This is a genomic window from Pyxidicoccus xibeiensis (assembly GCF_024198175.1).
Taxonomy (GTDB): domain Bacteria; phylum Myxococcota; class Myxococcia; order Myxococcales; family Myxococcaceae; genus Myxococcus; species Myxococcus xibeiensis.
Map to the genome: position 1 here is coordinate 417657 of NZ_JAJVKV010000005.1, position 15777 is coordinate 433433.

Annotated in this window: 16 protein-coding genes; 8 read left to right on the plus strand and 8 right to left on the minus strand. The window is 71.3% G+C overall.

The window, feature by feature from the left end; all coding sequences use genetic code 11:
- The first annotated feature begins 73 nt into the window (after nt 1–73).
- Both LXT23_RS24270 and LXT23_RS24275 read left to right on the plus strand, forming a co-directional pair.
- Nucleotides 74–1009: a class I SAM-dependent methyltransferase gene (locus LXT23_RS24270; RefSeq protein ID WP_253982657.1), complete on the plus strand. Its 936-nt coding sequence runs from the start codon at nt 74–76 to the stop codon at nt 1007–1009.
- 10 nt (nt 1010–1019) lie between these two features.
- Nucleotides 1020–2915: a hypothetical protein gene (locus LXT23_RS24275; RefSeq protein ID WP_253982658.1), complete on the plus strand. Its 1896-nt coding sequence runs from the start codon at nt 1020–1022 to the stop codon at nt 2913–2915.
- Here the strand turns inward: LXT23_RS24275 and LXT23_RS24280 are convergent.
- The 4 genes from LXT23_RS24280 to LXT23_RS24295 all read right to left on the minus strand — a co-directional run bounded on the left by LXT23_RS24280 (nt 2893) and on the right by LXT23_RS24295 (nt 7598).
- Nucleotides 2893–3732, minus strand: coding sequence for a glycosyltransferase (locus tag LXT23_RS24280; RefSeq protein ID WP_253982659.1), 840 nt, complete (start codon nt 3730–3732; stop codon nt 2893–2895). The two genes, LXT23_RS24275 and LXT23_RS24280, sit on opposite strands and share 23 nt — an antisense overlap.
- A gap of 186 nt (nt 3733–3918) precedes the next feature.
- Complete coding sequence (locus LXT23_RS24285) at nt 3919–4389, minus strand: hypothetical protein (RefSeq protein WP_253982660.1); 471 nt, start codon at nt 4387–4389, stop codon at nt 3919–3921.
- Between the two features lie 180 nt (nt 4390–4569).
- Nucleotides 4570–5364 (minus strand): hypothetical protein, encoded by a 795-nt coding sequence (locus LXT23_RS24290; protein WP_253982661.1) that lies wholly within the window; start codon nt 5362–5364, stop codon nt 4570–4572.
- The gene (locus tag LXT23_RS24295; protein ID WP_253982662.1) at nt 5361–7598 is read right to left on the minus strand and encodes a glycosyltransferase family 4 protein; all 2238 of its coding nucleotides are present in this window, start codon (nt 7596–7598) and stop codon (nt 5361–5363) included. The genes LXT23_RS24290 and LXT23_RS24295 overlap by 4 nt, the downstream gene beginning before the upstream one ends.
- Nucleotides 7599–7639: 41 nt before the next feature.
- Between LXT23_RS24295 and LXT23_RS24300 the strand changes: the two genes are divergently transcribed.
- Both LXT23_RS24300 and LXT23_RS24305 read left to right on the plus strand, forming a co-directional pair.
- Complete coding sequence (locus LXT23_RS24300) at nt 7640–8731, plus strand: glycosyltransferase family 4 protein (RefSeq protein WP_253982663.1); 1092 nt, start codon at nt 7640–7642, stop codon at nt 8729–8731.
- 15 nt (nt 8732–8746) lie between these two features.
- Nucleotides 8747–9259, plus strand: coding sequence for a hypothetical protein (locus LXT23_RS24305; RefSeq protein WP_253982664.1), 513 nt, complete (start codon nt 8747–8749; stop codon nt 9257–9259).
- On the opposite strand, the gene LXT23_RS24310 is transcribed toward LXT23_RS24305, so the two are convergent.
- Nucleotides 9256–9762: an NADAR family protein gene (locus LXT23_RS24310; protein ID WP_253982665.1), complete on the minus strand. Its 507-nt coding sequence runs from the start codon at nt 9760–9762 to the stop codon at nt 9256–9258. The two genes, LXT23_RS24305 and LXT23_RS24310, sit on opposite strands and share 4 nt — an antisense overlap.
- 190 nt (nt 9763–9952) lie before the next feature.
- On the opposite strand from LXT23_RS24310, the gene LXT23_RS24315 reads away from it, so the two are divergent.
- The 4 genes from LXT23_RS24315 to LXT23_RS24330 all read left to right on the plus strand — a co-directional run bounded on the left by LXT23_RS24315 (nt 9953) and on the right by LXT23_RS24330 (nt 13404).
- On the plus strand, nt 9953–11104 hold the full coding sequence (locus LXT23_RS24315; protein ID WP_253982666.1) for a zinc-dependent alcohol dehydrogenase: 1152 nt from the start codon (nt 9953–9955) through the stop codon (nt 11102–11104).
- 14 nt (nt 11105–11118) lie between these two features.
- A complete protein-coding gene (locus LXT23_RS24320) occupies nt 11119–11634 on the plus strand; it encodes a hypothetical protein (protein ID WP_253982667.1) in 516 nt (171 codons plus the stop codon).
- Between the two features lie 127 nt (nt 11635–11761).
- Entirely contained in the window at nt 11762–12505 is a 744-nt protein-coding gene (locus tag LXT23_RS24325; RefSeq protein ID WP_253982668.1) for a hypothetical protein, read from the plus strand.
- 119 nt (nt 12506–12624) lie between these two features.
- On the plus strand, nt 12625–13404 hold the full coding sequence (locus LXT23_RS24330; RefSeq protein WP_253982669.1) for an alpha/beta fold hydrolase: 780 nt from the start codon (nt 12625–12627) through the stop codon (nt 13402–13404).
- A gap of 69 nt (nt 13405–13473) precedes the next feature.
- On the opposite strand, the gene LXT23_RS24335 is transcribed toward LXT23_RS24330, so the two are convergent.
- The 3 genes from LXT23_RS24335 to gmd form a co-directional block, all read right to left on the minus strand.
- Nucleotides 13474–13644 carry a hypothetical protein gene (locus LXT23_RS24335; RefSeq protein ID WP_253982670.1) on the minus strand — a complete coding sequence of 57 codons (171 nt, stop codon included), beginning with the start codon at nt 13642–13644 and terminating at the stop codon, nt 13474–13476.
- Nucleotides 13645–13792: 148 nt separating this feature from the next.
- The gene (locus tag LXT23_RS24340; RefSeq protein ID WP_253982671.1) at nt 13793–14734 is read right to left on the minus strand and encodes a GDP-mannose 4,6-dehydratase; all 942 of its coding nucleotides are present in this window, start codon (nt 14732–14734) and stop codon (nt 13793–13795) included.
- Nucleotides 14735–15709: a GDP-mannose 4,6-dehydratase gene (gene gmd, locus LXT23_RS24345; protein WP_253982672.1), complete on the minus strand. Its 975-nt coding sequence runs from the start codon at nt 15707–15709 to the stop codon at nt 14735–14737.
- Nucleotides 15710–15777 lie beyond the last annotated feature (68 nt).

Sequence of the window (15777 nt, forward strand, 5' to 3'; positions counted from 1 at the left end):
GGGCCGGGAGTCAGGCCCGCTCCCACCTGGCGTGTTGTGGGTACGCCCCCCACGGGGCTACGGTGCCCCGGCCATGACGGAACGCGCCACCCGCCGCCACCCGGAGCCGCGCCTGGCCTCGAGTCCCGCCGCCTGCTACCTCTGCAGGGGAGGGAGGCTGCGGCTGCGGTTCCCGGCGCGCGGGGAGGGGACGCCGGAGGGCGCGGCCGCCTACAACTGCACCTCTTTCGGGCACCGCAGCCACCCCCCCATCTGGGAGTGCCGGGACTGCGGGATGCTCTTCCAGTGGCCCATGCGCTCGGCGCAGGAGCTGCTGTCGGCCTACCAGGACGTGGAGGACCCCCTCTACGTGGCGGAGAAGGAGAACCGCTACCACACCTTCCGCAAGGTGGTGGAGGCGCTGGGGCCGGCGCGCGGGCGGACGCTGCTGGATGTGGGCGCCTACTGCGGCTACTTCCTGGACGTGGCGCGCGAGGCCGGCTTCCGGCCGGAGGGGCTGGAGCTGTCGCGCTGGGCGGCGGGGCACGCGCGCTCGCTGGGCTTCACGGTGCACGGGGTGCCGCTGGCGGAGCTGGCGGCGCGGGGCGCGCAGTACGACGTGGTGACGCTGTGGGACGTGGTGGAGCACTTCGCGGACCCCCGCGCCGAGCTGGAAGCGGTGTTCCGGCTGGTGCGCCCCGGGGGCCACGTCTACCTGTCCACCATCGATGCCAGCAGTCTCGTGGCGAGGCTGCTGGGCGGCCGGTGGCCGTGGCTGATGGACATGCACCTGTTCTACTTCGGCCGCGCCACCCTGGCGACGCTGCTGGAGGACGTCGGCTTTCGCGTCACGGACGCGCGGACGTACACGCACATCATCTCCGCGGACTACCTGCTGAGGAAGGTGGGCGCGAGCTTCACGCCGGCGGCGCCGGTGCTGGAGTGGGTGCGGCGCGCAGTCCCGAGCGCGTGGGCCATCCCGTTCAACCTGGGCGACAACATGCTCATGGCCGCGGCGCGGCCCTCCTGAGCCCTTCCCTATGTCTCCATTTCTGCGGCGGCTGCTCCACCCCCTGGTGCTGCTGGTGTTCTCGCTGCTCTCGGCGTTCCACACCTGGCCGCTGCTGAAGCGGCTGGAGGGGCACGTCGCGGGCGGGCGCGAAGACGTGCTGATGAACTTGTGGCACCTCTGGTGGATGCGCCAGGCGGTGTGGGTGGAGCCGCAGAACCCCTTCTTCGCGCCGATGCTGCACTGGCCGCTGGGGGCGGAGCTGTACTGGCACACGCTGTCACCGGCAAAGACGCTGTGGGGCGTGGTGCTGCTGCCGTGGATGCCCGTGGAGATGGCCTACAACCTCGTGCTCTTCGGCACCTTCGTGCTGGCGGGGTACACGGCCTGGCTGCTCTTGCGCTACCTGCTGGAGCGCGCGGGCTTCGCGCCCGGGCTGGCCGTGGTGGCGGCGCTGGCGGGCGCGAGCGTGTTCGCCTTCTCGCGCTACCACCAGAGCCACGCGACGGCCCACCTCAACCTGTCCGCGCTGGAGGGCATCCCCCTCTACCTGTACTTCTTCTTCCGCTGGCTGGACGAGGGCAGGCGCCGGTGGCTGGTGGCGCTGGGGCTGGCCGCGCTCTACACGATACTGAGTGACTACTACTACCTGCTCTACATCGCGCTCTTCTCCTTCGTCTGGGTGGTGGCGGAGCGCTGGCGCCACGGGCCGCTGCTGTCGGTGGGGACGCTGAAGGACGCGGGCGTGCGGCGGGCGGGGCTGGCCGCGCTGGCGGCGGGGCTGGCCTGCGTGCCGGCGGTGCTGCCGCTGCTGCTGCACCTGTTCCCCGCGCCGCTGGGCATCCACCACGGGGACTCCGACTACTTCACCGACCTGTACGCCTTCTTCCTGCCGGACGTGCTGTCCGGGTGGGTGGAGTCCATGCCGGACTGGGCCCAGCAGTTCGCCACGGGCGTGGTGAACGGGAAGATGTCGACCAACGCGGAGGAGGCGGGCTCCTTCCTGGGGTGGCTGACGCCGCTGCTGGCCGTGTTCGCGCTGTGGCGCGGCGTGCCGGACGGCCGGCGGTGGGCGTGGCTGGGGCTGGGCTTCGCGCTGCTGTCCATGGGCACGGTGCTCAACATCCACCTCTCGGACGCGCTCTCCCCGTCGCTGCTGCTGCTGGTGCTGACGTTGGTGGTGGGCTGGCACCCCGCGCTGCGCGCCCGCGCGTGGCACCGGGACGTGGTGGTGCTGCTGGGGCTGTGCACGCTGGTGGCGTCATTCTCCCCGCTGACGTCCTTCGAGGAGCCACTGCTGGTGCAGGTGCCGATGCCCTACGTGGTGTTCAAGCACGTGGTGCCGCTCTTCTCCCGCGGGGGCATGCCGGTGCGCTTCGCGCTGCTCACCACGCTGGCGCTGGGCGTCCTGGTGGCCTTCGCGGCCGCGCACCTGGGGCGGCTGGCGTCGTCGCGGCATGGTGCGTGGGCGGGCCTGGCCGCGGCGCTGGCGGTGACGCTGGTGCCCAACGTGGAGTACCTGGGCAAGCCCCTGGCCATGCCGGCGCTGCCGGAGCTGCCACCCGTGTTCGACGAGATTCGCGACGCGCCCATGCCCGCGGCCGTCTTCACCGACCACGTGCTGGGGCAGTGGGAGCAGCTCTACCACCGCAAGCCCATCTCCTTCGCGCGCCTGTCCCGGCTGCCGGTGCGCGAGGCGGAGCTGGTGCAGTCCCGCATCTTCCGCGCGCTGGAGGCGCTCCATGGCTCCGCGGGGCCGGTGACTCCCGGGGAGCGCGAGCAGATGCGGCGCTTCCTCAAGGACAACCACTACAAGTGGTTCGTCACGCACTATCACCACCCCGTGCGGCACCGCTTCGTGGTGGAGGAGCTGGGCGGCGTGCTGGCGCACAGCGACAGCTACGTCACCGTGTACCGCTTTCCGTGACGCCGGTGGGGCCGGACTCCAGGCCCGCGCGCGGCTCGGGGGCGGGGAGGGATACCTGCTCCAGCCGCTTGCGCAGCTTCACCAGGCCCCAGAACATGCGCAGCCCATCCAGGCCGGGGACGACCTTGGAGCCGCCGAAGTCCTCCCAGTCGATAGGGACCTCGAGCGCGCGGGCGCCCTGGCGCTTGAGCAGCACCAGCAGCTCGATGTCGAGCAGCCAGCGCTCCTCCTGCAGCACGTCCAGCAGCGGGCGCAGCAGGGAGGCGCGGATGAGCTTCACGCCGCACTGCGTGTCGTAGAAGTGCAGGTGGAAGTTCGAGTCCGTCAGCGTGGCGAAGACGCGGCCCTGCAGGTGGCGGTGGAGGTTGCGCACCACGCGGCGGCCGGCCATGAGGATGCGCGAGCCGGCCACCACGTCCACGTCCTTCCCGGTGTCGCTGGTGGTCAGCGCGACGAGCCGGTGGAGCTCCTCCGCGCTGATGGCGCCGTCCGCGTCCAGGAAGGCCAGCCAGGTGGCCGCCGGGGAGGCGATGCGCCAGCCCAGCCGGATGGCGGAGCCCTTGCCCTGGTTGCGCGGCGCGGCCACGTAGGTGAAGCGGTGGGATGCGCCGGCCGCGGTGAGGCGGGCCTGGGCCTCGTCGACACACGCGCGCTGGAGCTCGGCGTGCTCGGGGGCGCTGCCGTCGTCCACCACGACGAACTCCACCGGGGGCGACGGGCGCTCGAGGAACACGCGCGTCAGCTCCGCGACGAAGCGGGGCAGGCGCTGCCCCTCGTTGTAGGCGGGGATGGCCACGCTGATGAAGGGGGCTTCCACGCGGCCGGTTTGACCACGGGGCCGCCGGGTCGTCAATGCAACGACACCGGGGCCGCGGGCGCCTGGCGGAGGTGGCCCCGGGCGCTGGAGGGGCGCGCCTCCAGCGGCGCTCGCGCGGGGCTTCTGTCGACGGGTCCGCACGAAGATGGAGTCAGGGGCTGACGGGCCCTCGGACGCCCCGCCGCCTCAAGGCTCCTCCTCTACGACACAGCGGTTGCCGTCCAGCACCACGGTGGGTGGGGCGTCGACGTCGCAGGTCCCGAGCAGCTTACAGGCCTTGTTGACGCGCCGGGCCTGTCGCTCGAGGTCGGCGCGCCGGGCATTCAGGGCGGTGACGTCGGTCGCGGGGCCGCAGTACGGCGCGAAGCTGGAAGGGCCTCCGCAGGGCTTGGCACCCAGCGCCGCCACCTGACAGTCCTCCACCCGCTGGCACCCCTCCGCCACGATGAGCGCGTTCACTTCCGCGCTGAGCCGCGCGAGCGCCTCCTGCTCCTCGGTACATGAGGCAAGGGGGGCGTCACCCGGGGCAGGGACTTCCCCGGCACATGCGGCCTGGGTGCCGTCGGTGCATGGGGCCTCGGTCTCATCGGCACACCCGCCGCCCAGGAGGCCGCCCAGGGCCCAGAGTGCAACCAGGACACTTCGTCGAATGGTCATGGTGGGCTTCACGGTAGCAATCCGCGCGCCACTGCAGCGCGCGGGGCCTGGTGGGTCGGCGCTCCTCTGGAGGCCGTGTCCGGCCGGGCCGGCGCACTCGGGCGCATGGGGCGCCGTCCGCGTCGAGCACCTCGAAATTCTGAGGCCTGCTCGCCCTCGCTGCAGCAGGCGTGCGGCGTGCTACCGCTTCTTCGGACGGCGTGGGCGCTTCGAGTCTCGCTCACGTGAGGGCGCGCCCGCCTGGGCCGGTGCGGCGCCCGTGTTGCCACGCTTCTGGGGCCCCGGCGTGGGTTGCGACTTCGAGGCGCCTGTCCTCTTCGAGGGGCGGGGGCTGGGCAGCACGGACGCGGTGCTCGCCCGCGTGGAGGGCTCGGCGTTCGCAGTCGCGCCACCGGCCGGAGCGGGCTTTGCCGTGGGGGCCGGCGCCGCGCGCTGCGAGGGCTGCTCGATGGGCGCGGGCCTGGGGGCGGTCTTCGCGGCAGGGGGCTCCTTCGCGGCCGGTGCCCGCTCCAGCGTCGGAGCCTTCACCGCGGGCGGTGCCACCGCGGGCACGGGCTCGCGGTCATCCGCGGGCGCCGCGCCACCATCGCGCGCGCGCAGCTCCGCCACCTCGCGGCGCAGCCGGAGCACCTCGGCGGACAGCTGCGCGTACGAGTCCCGCACGTGCCCGTTGAACACCCGCTGCCGCCCGAGCGTCTCGTTGATGAACACCTGGCACGACTTGCGGAAGGCCCACTTGGCCACCAGCACCAGCTGGCCCATGCCGCCCCGGTGCGTGTGCAGCGGCAGCGCGCGCGTGGCGTCCGCGTTCTCCTCCAGCGCGTGCAGGTTGAACGTCAGCGGCTCCACCCGGGGCTCCACGCCCTCGGCGGGGACCTCCACTGCCTCCGACGCGGGGAGGCCTCGCGTCCGCAGGCGCTCCTCGATGCGCGAGATGAGCTCCCGCGCGGGGATGTCCCGTCCCAGCAGCTTCATTGGCGATTCTCCTGGAGGATGCGTTCCATCTCTTCGCGATAGGCCGCCACCACCTGCGGCCAGCCCTGCTTCTTCACGTACTCCAGGCCCCGCTTCCCCAGGGGCCCGCGCTCGTCACCCACCTCGCGCAGGCCCTGGATGAACGAGTCCAGGTCCGTGTACGTCCGGCCCGCCCCGCTGCGCTCCACCTGGCCCACCAGCACGTCCGAGCGCCCGTTCACCAGCACCGGCGTGCCCTGCGCGAAGGACTCCAGCGTCAGCAGCGACAGGCTCTCGTAGCGGGAGGGCACCACCACCGCCAGCGCTCCGGCCAGGGCGTCGTGCTTGTCCTGCTCGTCGATGCGGCCCAGGTAGCGCACGCCCTCGCCGGACAGCTCCATGTTCGTGTCGCCCGCCAGCACCAGGTCCGGCGCATCCGCGTACCGTGCCTTCAGCGCCTGGTGGTACTCGAGCAGCTCGCCCACGCCCTTGCCCGGCTCCTGCCGCCCCACGTAGAGCAGGTAGTGCCCGCGGATGCCGTGCTTCTCCCGGAAGCGGGCGCCCTCCGCCTTCGGCCGGTCCACCCCCACGCCCACCACCCGCGTGCGCGCATGGCGCGGGAAGTACTTCTCGATGATGGTCAGCTCCTCCGGCGTGAGGCAGAGCAGCGCGCGCGGCCGCTCGAAGACGTCCGTGTACACGCCGAACTTGATGGGCGCCTCGTCGTGCGTGGTGGGCACCAGCAGGGCCCGGTCCGCCACCAGCGGCAGGCCCCACACCGTGGGCGCGTACAGGTACGTGAAGAACAGGTAGCCGTCGTACGCGTCGCGCGCGGTGGCCAGGTGGTGCAGCAGCCCCGGGCTCATCGGGCCCTGCTCCGCCACCCACTGCTCCTCGCGCAGCCTCTCGTTGTTCCGGTCGAACACCTGCCGCGACAGCCGGTTGAAGCCCCGGATGTTGCGCACCCGCGTCGACGGGAAGCGCAGCACCTTGACGCCGTCCACCTCGTCCGGCCCCGGCGGGAAGACGTTCTCCCACGACAGGTGGTTCTTCGCGCACGTCGTCAGCACCGTGATGTCCCAGTGCGGCGTCAGGTGCTCGGCCACCTGCGCGGCCAGCTTCTCCGCGCCGCCCGTCACCTCGCCGTAGCGCTGCACCACCAGCCCCACGCGCGGGCGCTTCGGCGCCTTGCGCGGGCGCGGGGCAGGGCGGGGCAGCAGCCCCTCCAGCGCGCGGGAGAGGGCGAGCTGCGCGGACGCCGCCGAGAAGTGCTCCAGCCGGCGCCGCTGGCCCGCGAGGACGGGCTCGCGCAGCGACAGGTCCTCGCTCAGGTCCACCGCCAGCTCGGCGAGGAAGGCGAAGCGCTTCTGGTCGAAGGCCACCCCCGCGCCCCCGAGCGTCTCCGGCACCGCCGCCGCGCCGTAGGCCAGCACCGGCACCTCGGCGGCCATGGCCTCGATGAGCGGGACGCCGAAGCCCTCGTGCTCGCTCATGGAAACGAAGACGGACGCGGAGCGGTACGCGGCCACCAGCTCCGCGTGGCTCAGCCGCCCCAGGAAGTGCACGCCGCGCAGGCCCTTCGCCTCGCGCTTCAGCGCGCGGAAGTAGCGGCTCCCCGGCTCGTAGCCGCCCACCATCAGCAGGCGCGCCTGGGGCCGCAGCCTCAGCACCTCACGGTGCAGGGTGAGGAGGTCCTCGAAGCGCTTGTGCGGCATCACCCGGCTGACGCCCAGCAGCACCGGGCCCGGGCCGGACAGGCGCTCCAGCAGCTTCGCGTCCGCGCTGGCGTGGCTGAAGCGCTCCGGCTCGATGAAGAGGGGCACCGTGTGGACGTTGCCGTAGCCCGCGGCGCGCAGCTCCGCCGCGTTGAAGTCCGACACGCCGATGGCCACGTCCGCGAAGGGCGCCATGGCGGCCAGCTGCGCCCGGCCCGCCACCAGCGCGTCCGCCAGCGGCAGGCCCGTGTAGAAGCGCGCGGGGCTGATGTTGTGGAAGACGACCCCACGACGGCAGGGCAGGTGCATCAGCCGGCTGCTCAGGGGCGACGCGATGCCATGGTGGTAGAGGACCAGGTCCCCGGGCTCCGGCCGCAGCGCGGAGGCCGGGCTGGCCAGTCCCTCCAGGCCCGCGCCCACCTCGTCCGCGTACAGCGCGCCCGCGTGGCCCATGCGGCGCAGCAGGAGCTGGAGGTGCAGCGCGGCCTGCCCGGTGGCGTCGCCGGGGACAAAGCTCGGTATCAGCTGGTGGATCGCCATGCGGGCCCTGCCTATCACACGACCGTGCTATGAGGCGCACCGTGTCCACTGGCCCCATCGCCTTCGATGCGACCCTCTGGGACGAGCCGACCACCGGCATCGGCCTGTACACCCGTTGCCTCGCCTCCGGACTGGAGGGCCTCGGCGTCAGCCTGGAGAAGCTGGGCGCGCAGGGCTCCGGCGAGCACCCCCGGGGCAACCTGGGCCGCACCACCTGGACGCTCGGCCGGCTGTCCCGGGTGCTCCAGCAGTCGGGGGCGCCGCTCTACCACGCGCACGGCAACTTCAACCTGCCGCTCACCCGCGTGCCCGGCACGGCCTACGTCCTCACGGTGCATGACCTGATTCCGCTGCTGATGCGGGACACGGTGTCCACCGCGTTCCGCTGGCAGTTCCGCCTGTGGCTGGCGCGCAGCGTGCTCCTGGCGGACCGCATCATCTGCGTCAGCGAGCGCACCCGGATGGACCTGCTGGCCCGCTTCCCCGAGGCGGCGCCGCGCACCGTGGTGGTGCCCAACGGCGTGGACCATGTCCATGCGCCGGAGCTCGACAGCATCAGCGTGGACTTCCTGCGCGCGCTGTCGCTGCCGAAGGAGTACGTGCTCTACGCGGGCTCGCTGGACGTGCGGAAGAACGTGGACCTGGTGCTGGACGCGCTGGAGCGACTGCGGGCGCGCGGGCGGCCCACGTCGCTGGTGCTGGCGGGGCAGAGCTGGTTCGGCTCCGGCCGCGTGGAGAGGCGCGTGTCCCGGCTGCGCTCCGAGGGGCACGACGTGCGCTCGCTCGGCTACCAGTCCGACGCGGTGTTCTACGAGCTGATGAAGCGCGCGACGCTGTTCGCCTTCCCCTCGCGCTACGAGGGCTTCGGCCTGCCACCGCTGGAGGCGATGCGCCTGGGCACGCCCACCATCGTCTCCACCGCGGGCTCGCTCCCGGAGGTCTGTGGCGACGCGGCCGTCGCGGTGGGGCCGGACGACGCGGAGGGGCTCGCACGGACCATCGAGCGGCTGCTGGGCTCGCCTGCCGAGCGGCGGGCCTTGTCGGAACGCGGGAAGGCCCGCGCCGCGGAGTTCACCTGGAAGCGGACCGCGGAAGGCACCCTGGCGGTGTACGAAGCCGCGCTCCGGCGCTGACGGAGGAGGATGCGAATGCGAAGGCTCATCTGGAGTGGCGCGGTGCTGTTCGGACTCGTCTCGGGGTGCGCGAGCACGCCCGAGAAGGCCCCGGAGCCCGAGGTGGCGCAGCCGGAGTTCAAGCCCGGCGAGTCCCCCAAGAACACGACGTCGCAGGAGGGCAAGGCGCCCGTCCAGCAGCTCGCGGTGACGCCGAACCCCCAGCCGAAGGATGCCCTCAACATCGAGGGCTTCCGCGCGTTCCGGGGCGTGCTCGACGTGAGCGTGTCGCACGGGGGCGGCTGCGCCGAGCACACGTACACGCTCGCGTGGGACGGGGAGCTGCAGGAGGGCAAGGACGGCACCCCCGTGGCGAACCTGGTGCTGGTGCACGACGCGAATGGCGACCGGTGCAAGGCCATCAAGTTCGCGACGCCGCGCTTCGACCTGGCCCCCATCGCCCAGCGCTTCAACGAGAAGTACGGCAAGACGTCCGGCGCGGTGGACCTGGCCCTGGAGGGACAGGCCACCGTGCGCTACGAGTTCTAGCTCGCGACGGGGCGGGTCTCGGTGATGCCCTCGGAGAGCAGGTCCTCGCGAAGCCGCGTGAGGACCTTGCCCAGCAGGTTCAGCCCCCGCCACTTCGAAGGGTCCTGGATGCGCGGATCCTCCGCGCCCAGGCCCACGCCCCAGATGCGGTCCATCGGACTGGCCTCCACCAGCTCCGTGCCAGCGGTGGCGAGCAGCGCCTTCAGCAGCTCCGGGCGCTGGGTGAACTTCGCCCGGTTGCCCTCGTAGACGATGCGCTCCCGCTCGCGCTCCCACACGGCGGCGTCGAAGTTGCGCACCTTGCGGCCCAGCGCCTTGTGCGTCTTGGGCGAGGCACTCTTCAGGATGCTCGCCAGCACCTCCGCATCCCCGAACAGCCGCGCCTTGCCCGCCATCATGTACTGCTCCGCGCACATGTAGCGCACACCGTCCACCACGAACTCGGAACGGTGCCACTGCGAGAACGGCGACCCCTCACGCCAGAAGAACGTAAACCCAGCCATGTCGGACCTCCTGCTTGGTGTGGAGGATACACTAACGGCTGGGGCGAGCGAGCCTGACATGAGATTTCTGGGGTTTCATTCCCAGGCATGCGCCTGCCGTGCCCTTTCGGAACGCGAGCGTGCTGGCAGCCGTATCCAGTGACGGCCTGATCGGATTGGCAAGCAACACAAGGGTCCACAGCCTAACGGCATGCGAGCCCTGACCTACGAAGGACCGTACCGCGTCGCGGTACGCAACAAGCCCGAGCCGAAGATTGAACACCCCCAGGACGGCATCGTCCGCGTGACGAGCGCCGCCATTTGCGGTTCAGACCTCCACTTGCTGCACGGCCTCGTCCCGGATACCCGAATCGGGTTCACCTTCGGCCACGAGTTCACCGGCATCGTCGAGGAGGTCGGCCCCAATGCCCAGGGCGTCAAGCGGGGCGACCGCGTGATGCTGCCATTCCAGATCTTCTGTGGTGGCTGTTACTTCTGTAGCCGGGGCCTCACCTCGTGTTGCGACAACACGAACCCGGCGACGGATGCGGGCACGGGCATCTACGGCTATTCGCACACCATGGGCGGCTATGACGGCGGCCAGGCCGAGTACGTCCGCGTGCCCTTCATCGGCGTGGATGCCGAGAAGATTCCCGAGGACGTCGACGACCTCGACGCGCTGCCCATCACCGATGCCTTCACCACCGGCTACCAGGCGGCCGAGATGTGCGGCCTGCGGGGTGGGGAGACGGTCCTCGTCCTGGGCTGCGGTCCGGTGGGCCTGTTCGCGATGTGGTCCGCCTGGGCCATGGGCGCCGGCCGCGTCATCGCGGTGGACAAGGAGGACTACCGCCTGGAGTTCGCGCGCAGCTGGCTGGGCGTGGAGACGCTCAACTTCACCGACCTGGACCTCGTCACCACCGTGAAGGGGATGACGGAAGGCCGCGGCGCGGACGCCACCATCGAGGCGGTGGGCTGCGAGGCGGCGGGCTCACCGGTGCACCGCGCGCTCGGCGTCTACGCGAAGCTGGAGGCCGGCTCTCCGCAGGCCATCAACTTCGCCATCCACGCCACGCGCAAGGGCGGCATCATCTCCCTCATCGGCGCCTATGGCCCTCCGTTCAACGGCGTGGACATCGGCACCTTCATGAACAAGGCGCAGACGATGCGCACCGGCCAGGCGAGCGTGAAGCGCTACATGCCGCACCTGCTGGAGCACGTCCGGGCCGGCCGCATCCGTCCGTCCACCGTGTTCACCCACCGCATGCCCCTGGAGGAGGCGCCGCACGCGTACCACATGTTCGCGAAGAAGCATGACGGCTGCATCAAGGTGGCGCTCTTCCCCAACGGAAACCTTCACTAGGACGGAGCCGCGTGATGAATGACACGCCGAAGCTGACCACTCCCGAGCAGGTGCTGAAACGCTCCGGGTACCAGTCCCTCCAGCCCGTGAGGCGGCCCGAGTACTGGGGCGTCGACCTGGACCCCGCGCGCCGGCCGGGAGTCCCCATGGAGCGCGAGCCGCAGCCCTTCCCGAACACGCGCTATCCGCCGGAGCGCCAGCGGGGCGTGCCGGCCTCGCCGATGCATGGCCGCTCCAACAAGGAGATGCCGGCGGTCTTCGGCACCTCCACGCCCCTGCGGGGACTGTCGGGGGCGGTGCGCAAGTTCGCCTACCGGTATCCCGACCACTACCCCAGCCACTGGCTGCTGAAGATGCTGGGCGACAGGGTCGACTCGTGGACCTACCACGCGAAGAAGTACCTGCCCTTCGCGCTGCCGCTCGCGGGCATCGCGTACATCGTCGCCGCGCGCGCGTCCGAGTCCGAGCCGCGCAGGAGCACGCGCCGCATCCCCGAGTCTGTCCGCGGGTACGCGTACTCGACCCACTGACCCACTGCGCGGCGCGGCGGCCTCTTCCTGGCGCCGCGCCGCTCGTCCGTCCTGGCGGTGGGCTCCGGGGACGGGGCTACACTGCGGCAGGGCTTCCGGCCACGCACGGCCCGGGGCTCCCGCCACCATGAAGCTCTCCGAAGCACAGGCCCTGCTGGAACGATGCTTCACCGGTGTGTCCGAGGGCGCGCCCCGGCTCGTCGAGCCCGACGACTCGCGCTTCGCGCTCCGCCCGAGCGCCGTGTGGCTGGAGTACCGCTGGTACGTCCACGTGAGGGGGCTGGCGGAGGTGTTCCTCAAGTGGGGCCGCGTCCCCCGGGCGCAGTGCGCCGACGCGGAGGTGACGGTGCTGCGCCTCCACCTGCTCGGCGCGTCGCCGGAGCTCGCCGTGCGGGCGCAGCGGGTGCTCGAAGGCGGGACGCCGTCCCAGGAGCGCATCCTGGACCTCTTCGGCGGGGATGGCGTGCGGCGCGAGTGCGTCTCCTTCGGCAGGACGAGCGTCACCGTGGAGCACTGGGAGCCGCCCGGCCCCAGCCCGCTGCTGGACGAGGCGCGCTTCCAGGCGCTCACCGGCACGCTGGATGACCCGGACTCCACGAACGAGGAGCGTCACGAGGCCGTGCAGCGGCTCGCCGTGGAGCACAGCCCGCGTGTGGTGGAGGCCCTGCTCGCGCTGCTGGCACGCAAGCCGTCGCTGATGGCGCTGCGGGTGCTGTCGGAGTGGGGCGTGGTCGAAGCGAGGGGGCCGCTGCAGCGCGACCTGGCCCTGGTGCGTCCAGACAACCCCGCGGACCTGTGGGCGCTCACCGCGCTGGACCGCCGGCTGGAGGCGTGGGCTTCGGTGACTCGCGAAGCGCCGCCCGGGGCCTGAGCTCCAGCGCCGCAGGTTAGAACGAAAAACCGGAGCTACAAAAGCCAGAATCTCCCGCCTATTGAAGCAGACCCGCACGCGCACTCGGGCGCGATGCGCACCCGAAAGGGGCTGCACGAATGGGTCACCCAGGACAGGGACGGCGCTGCAAGGTCCACGACATCGAGCTGCACTACACGGACTCTGGAAGCGGTGAGCCGCTGGTGCTGCTGCATGGGACCACCGGCTGCGGCGCGGACTGGAAGCATGTGTTCGACCTGGGTGCGCTCGCCACGCGCTTCCGGGTGCTCGTGCCGGACCTGCGCGGCCACGGCGGGTCGACGAATCCCGGCGGCGAGCTGACGATGCGGCAGTGCGCGCTGGACACGTACGCGTGGCTGGACGCGCTGGGCATCGAGCGCTTCCGCGCCGTGGGGCTGAGCCTGGGCGCCAACACGCTGCTGCACATGGCCGTGGACTCGCCCGCGCGTGTGGAGGCGATGGTGCTCGTGAGCGCCACGCCGTACTTCCCGGCGCAGGCCCGTGCGCTCATGGCGCAGGTCACCGAGGAGAACCAGTCCCCCGAGGAGTGGGCCCGGATGCGCGCCAGCCACACGCAGGGGGACGTGCAGATTCGCGCGCTCTGGCGCAGCGTCCGCGGGCTCAAGGACAGCTACCGCGACATGAACTTCACGCCGCCCCTGCTGTCGTGCGTGTCGGCACGCACGCTGCTCGTCGCGGGAGACCGGGACCCGCTCTATCCGGTGGAGCTCCCGCTCGAGCTGTACCGCGCCATCCCGCGCGCGTCGCTGTGGGTGGTGCCGGGCGGCGGGCATGTCCCCGTCTTCGGCGAGCACCGTGAGCCCTTCGAGCGCACGGCGCTCGCCTTCCTGACGGAGCCCGGCGCGCCGGCTGTGTAGTCGTCTCCAAACGCAGAAGCCCGCGCCAGGCTTCCCGCGCGGGGCTTCCAATGTCGAAGCGGGCGTGTGTCAGTACGGCGGCGGGTACGGGCAGATCAGCGCGCCGGTGATGGGGTGCCGGTAGCAGCCGGGGGGCAGCTCCGCGGCCTGGGCCGTGCCCGGCACCAGGGTGAGTCCCGCCAGTCCAAGGCCGGCAACAGCGGAGAGCAGGGCAACGAGGCGAAGGGTCTTCTTGGACATGTGTGTCCTCCTGGAGACAAGTTGTTACAGCGCGAGAGGTCCGACCACGGACCTCGGCAGTAATGAGGGGGCGTCCTCGCGCCCGTCTCAGGAAATGTTCCTCGGGACGCCAGCACGGCAGGAGTGATGCCGTGCTGGCGAAGAGACCTCAGCCCACCGTCTTGCCCGCGAGCGCCGGCACCTTGGGGCCGAGCACGTCGCGCAGCGCGTCCGTCACCGTCAGCTTCGGCGTCCAGCCGAGCGCCCGCAGCTTGTCTGGCGCGCCGACGAGGCTCGGGATGTCGGAGGGCCGCAGCCGCGCGGGGTCCAGCTCGATGCGCGCATTCACGCCCGCCAGCGTCAGCATCTCCTCCAGCAGGCTGCGGATGGTGCGTCCCTCGCCGCTGCAGATGTTGTACGCCTGCCCAGGCTCGCCCTTCACCAGCAGCAGCCGGTACGCCTCCACCACGTCGCGCACGTGGGAGAAGTCGCGCACCGCCTCCAGGTTGCCCGTGCGCAGCACCGGGTCGACGGTGCCCAGGCCAATCGCGCGAATCTGCGAGGCGAAGGAGGGCACCACGAAGGTGGGGTCCTGCCCCGCGCCCAGGTGGTTGAAGGGCCGGGCCATCACCACCTCCAGCCCGTAGCTGCGGTGGAACTGCACACCCGCCAGCTCCGCCGCGGACTTGGAGGCCGCGTAGGGGCTCAGGGGCACCGCCCGCGTGTCCTCGGTGGCGCGCGTGCCCTCGGGCACCGGGCCGTACACCTCGCCCGAGCCCACCAGCACCACCCGCGTCTTCGGCGCAGTGTCGCGCAGCGCCGTGAGCAGGTGCACCACCCCCATCGTGTTCACCGCGAACACGCGCGAGGGGTTGTTGTGGCTCTTGGCCACCGAGCTGAACCCGGCCAGGTGGATGACGCCCTCGGGCTTCGCCTCGGCGATGGCGGCCTTCATCGCCGCCTCGTTGGCCACGTCGAAGTGGAGGGCGCTGCTGCTGATGCCCTCTCCGCGCGGCCCGTGCGCCTCCACCACCTCGTCACCCGCGGCGCGCAACAGGGCGCACAGGTGCCGGCCGACGAAGCCGTCCGCTCCCGTGACGAGGATGCGCATCTACTTCTGCCCCGCCTTGAGCCGCTCCAGGTCCGCGTCCACCATCATCTCCACCAGCTGCTTGAAGCGCACGGTGGGCTCCCAGCCCAGCTTCGTCTTCGCCTTGGCGTAGTCACCGATGAGCAGGTCCACCTCGGCGGGGCGCACGAAGGCCGGGTCGATGTGCACGTACTTCTGGTAGTCCAGGCCCACGCGGCCGAAGGCAATCTCCACCAGCTCGCGCACGGTGTGCGTCTCGTTGGTGGCCACCACGTAGTCGTCCGGCTCCGGCTGCTGGAGCATCCGCCACATGGCGTCCACGTAGTCGCCCGCGAAGCCCCAGTCGCGCTTGGCGTCCAGGTTGCCCATGGGCAGCTTGTCCTGGAGGCCCAGCTTGATGCGCGCCACGTTGTACGTCACCTTGCGCGTGACGAACTCCAGGCCACGGCGCGGGGACTCGTGGTTGAAGAGGATGCCGCTCACCGCGAACAGGTTGAAGGACTCGCGGTAGTTCACCGTGATGTGGTGGCCGTACGCCTTGGCCACGCCGTACGGGCTGCGCGGGTAGAAGGGCGTCTCCTCCGTCTGCGGCACCTCCAGCACCTTGCCGAACATCTCGCTGGAGGACGCCTGGTAGAAGCGCACCTGCGGGCGGGTGTGGCGGATGGCCTCCAGCATCTTCGTCACGCCCAGGGCGGTGAACTCGCCCGTGAGCACGGGCTGGTTCCAGCTCGTCGGCACGAAGGACTGCGCCGCGAGGTTGTAGACCTCGTCTGGCTTGACCAGGTTCAGCAGCGCCGCCAGGGAGAACTGGTCCAGCAGGTCGCCCTGGTGGAGCTGAATCTTCCCGTGCAGGTGCTGGATGCGCTCGAACTTCTCCTCCGAGGAGCGGCGCACCATGCCGTGCACCTCGTACCCCTTCGAGAGCAGCAGCTCCGCCAGATAGCTGCCGTCCTGCCCTGTGATTCCCGTAATCAGTGCGCGCTTGGTCGCCATGGTCTTTTTCTATGCTTGCTGGAGGACGCGCGGGTTCTACTCGACGTGGTTGCCAATCGCCAACCGTT

Excerpts from the sequence above, each read along its gene's own strand:
- LXT23_RS24270 (WP_253982657.1), top strand. The coding sequence starts at position 74 with ATGACGGAACGCGCCACCCGCCGCCACCCGGAGCCGCGCCTGGCCTCG.
- LXT23_RS24275 (WP_253982658.1), top strand. The coding sequence starts at position 1,020 with ATGTCTCCATTTCTGCGGCGGCTGCTCCACCCCCTGGTGCTGCTGGTG.
- LXT23_RS24285 (WP_253982660.1), bottom strand. The coding sequence starts at position 4,389 with ATGACCATTCGACGAAGTGTCCTGGTTGCACTCTGGGCCCTGGGCGGC.
- LXT23_RS24290 (WP_253982661.1), bottom strand. The coding sequence starts at position 5,364 with ATGAAGCTGCTGGGACGGGACATCCCCGCGCGGGAGCTCATCTCGCGC.
- LXT23_RS24295 (WP_253982662.1), bottom strand. The coding sequence starts at position 7,598 with ATGGCGATCCACCAGCTGATACCGAGCTTTGTCCCCGGCGACGCCACC.
- LXT23_RS24305 (WP_253982664.1), top strand. The coding sequence starts at position 8,747 with ATGCGAAGGCTCATCTGGAGTGGCGCGGTGCTGTTCGGACTCGTCTCG.
- LXT23_RS24310 (WP_253982665.1), bottom strand. The coding sequence starts at position 9,762 with ATGGCTGGGTTTACGTTCTTCTGGCGTGAGGGGTCGCCGTTCTCGCAG.
- LXT23_RS24315 (WP_253982666.1), top strand. The coding sequence starts at position 9,953 with ATGCGAGCCCTGACCTACGAAGGACCGTACCGCGTCGCGGTACGCAAC.
- LXT23_RS24320 (WP_253982667.1), top strand. The coding sequence starts at position 11,119 with ATGAATGACACGCCGAAGCTGACCACTCCCGAGCAGGTGCTGAAACGC.
- LXT23_RS24325 (WP_253982668.1), top strand. The coding sequence starts at position 11,762 with ATGAAGCTCTCCGAAGCACAGGCCCTGCTGGAACGATGCTTCACCGGT.
- LXT23_RS24330 (WP_253982669.1), top strand. The coding sequence starts at position 12,625 with ATGGGTCACCCAGGACAGGGACGGCGCTGCAAGGTCCACGACATCGAG.
- LXT23_RS24335 (WP_253982670.1), bottom strand. The coding sequence starts at position 13,644 with ATGTCCAAGAAGACCCTTCGCCTCGTTGCCCTGCTCTCCGCTGTTGCC.
- LXT23_RS24340 (WP_253982671.1), bottom strand. The coding sequence starts at position 14,734 with ATGCGCATCCTCGTCACGGGAGCGGACGGCTTCGTCGGCCGGCACCTG.
- gmd (WP_253982672.1), bottom strand. The coding sequence starts at position 15,709 with ATGGCGACCAAGCGCGCACTGATTACGGGAATCACAGGGCAGGACGGC.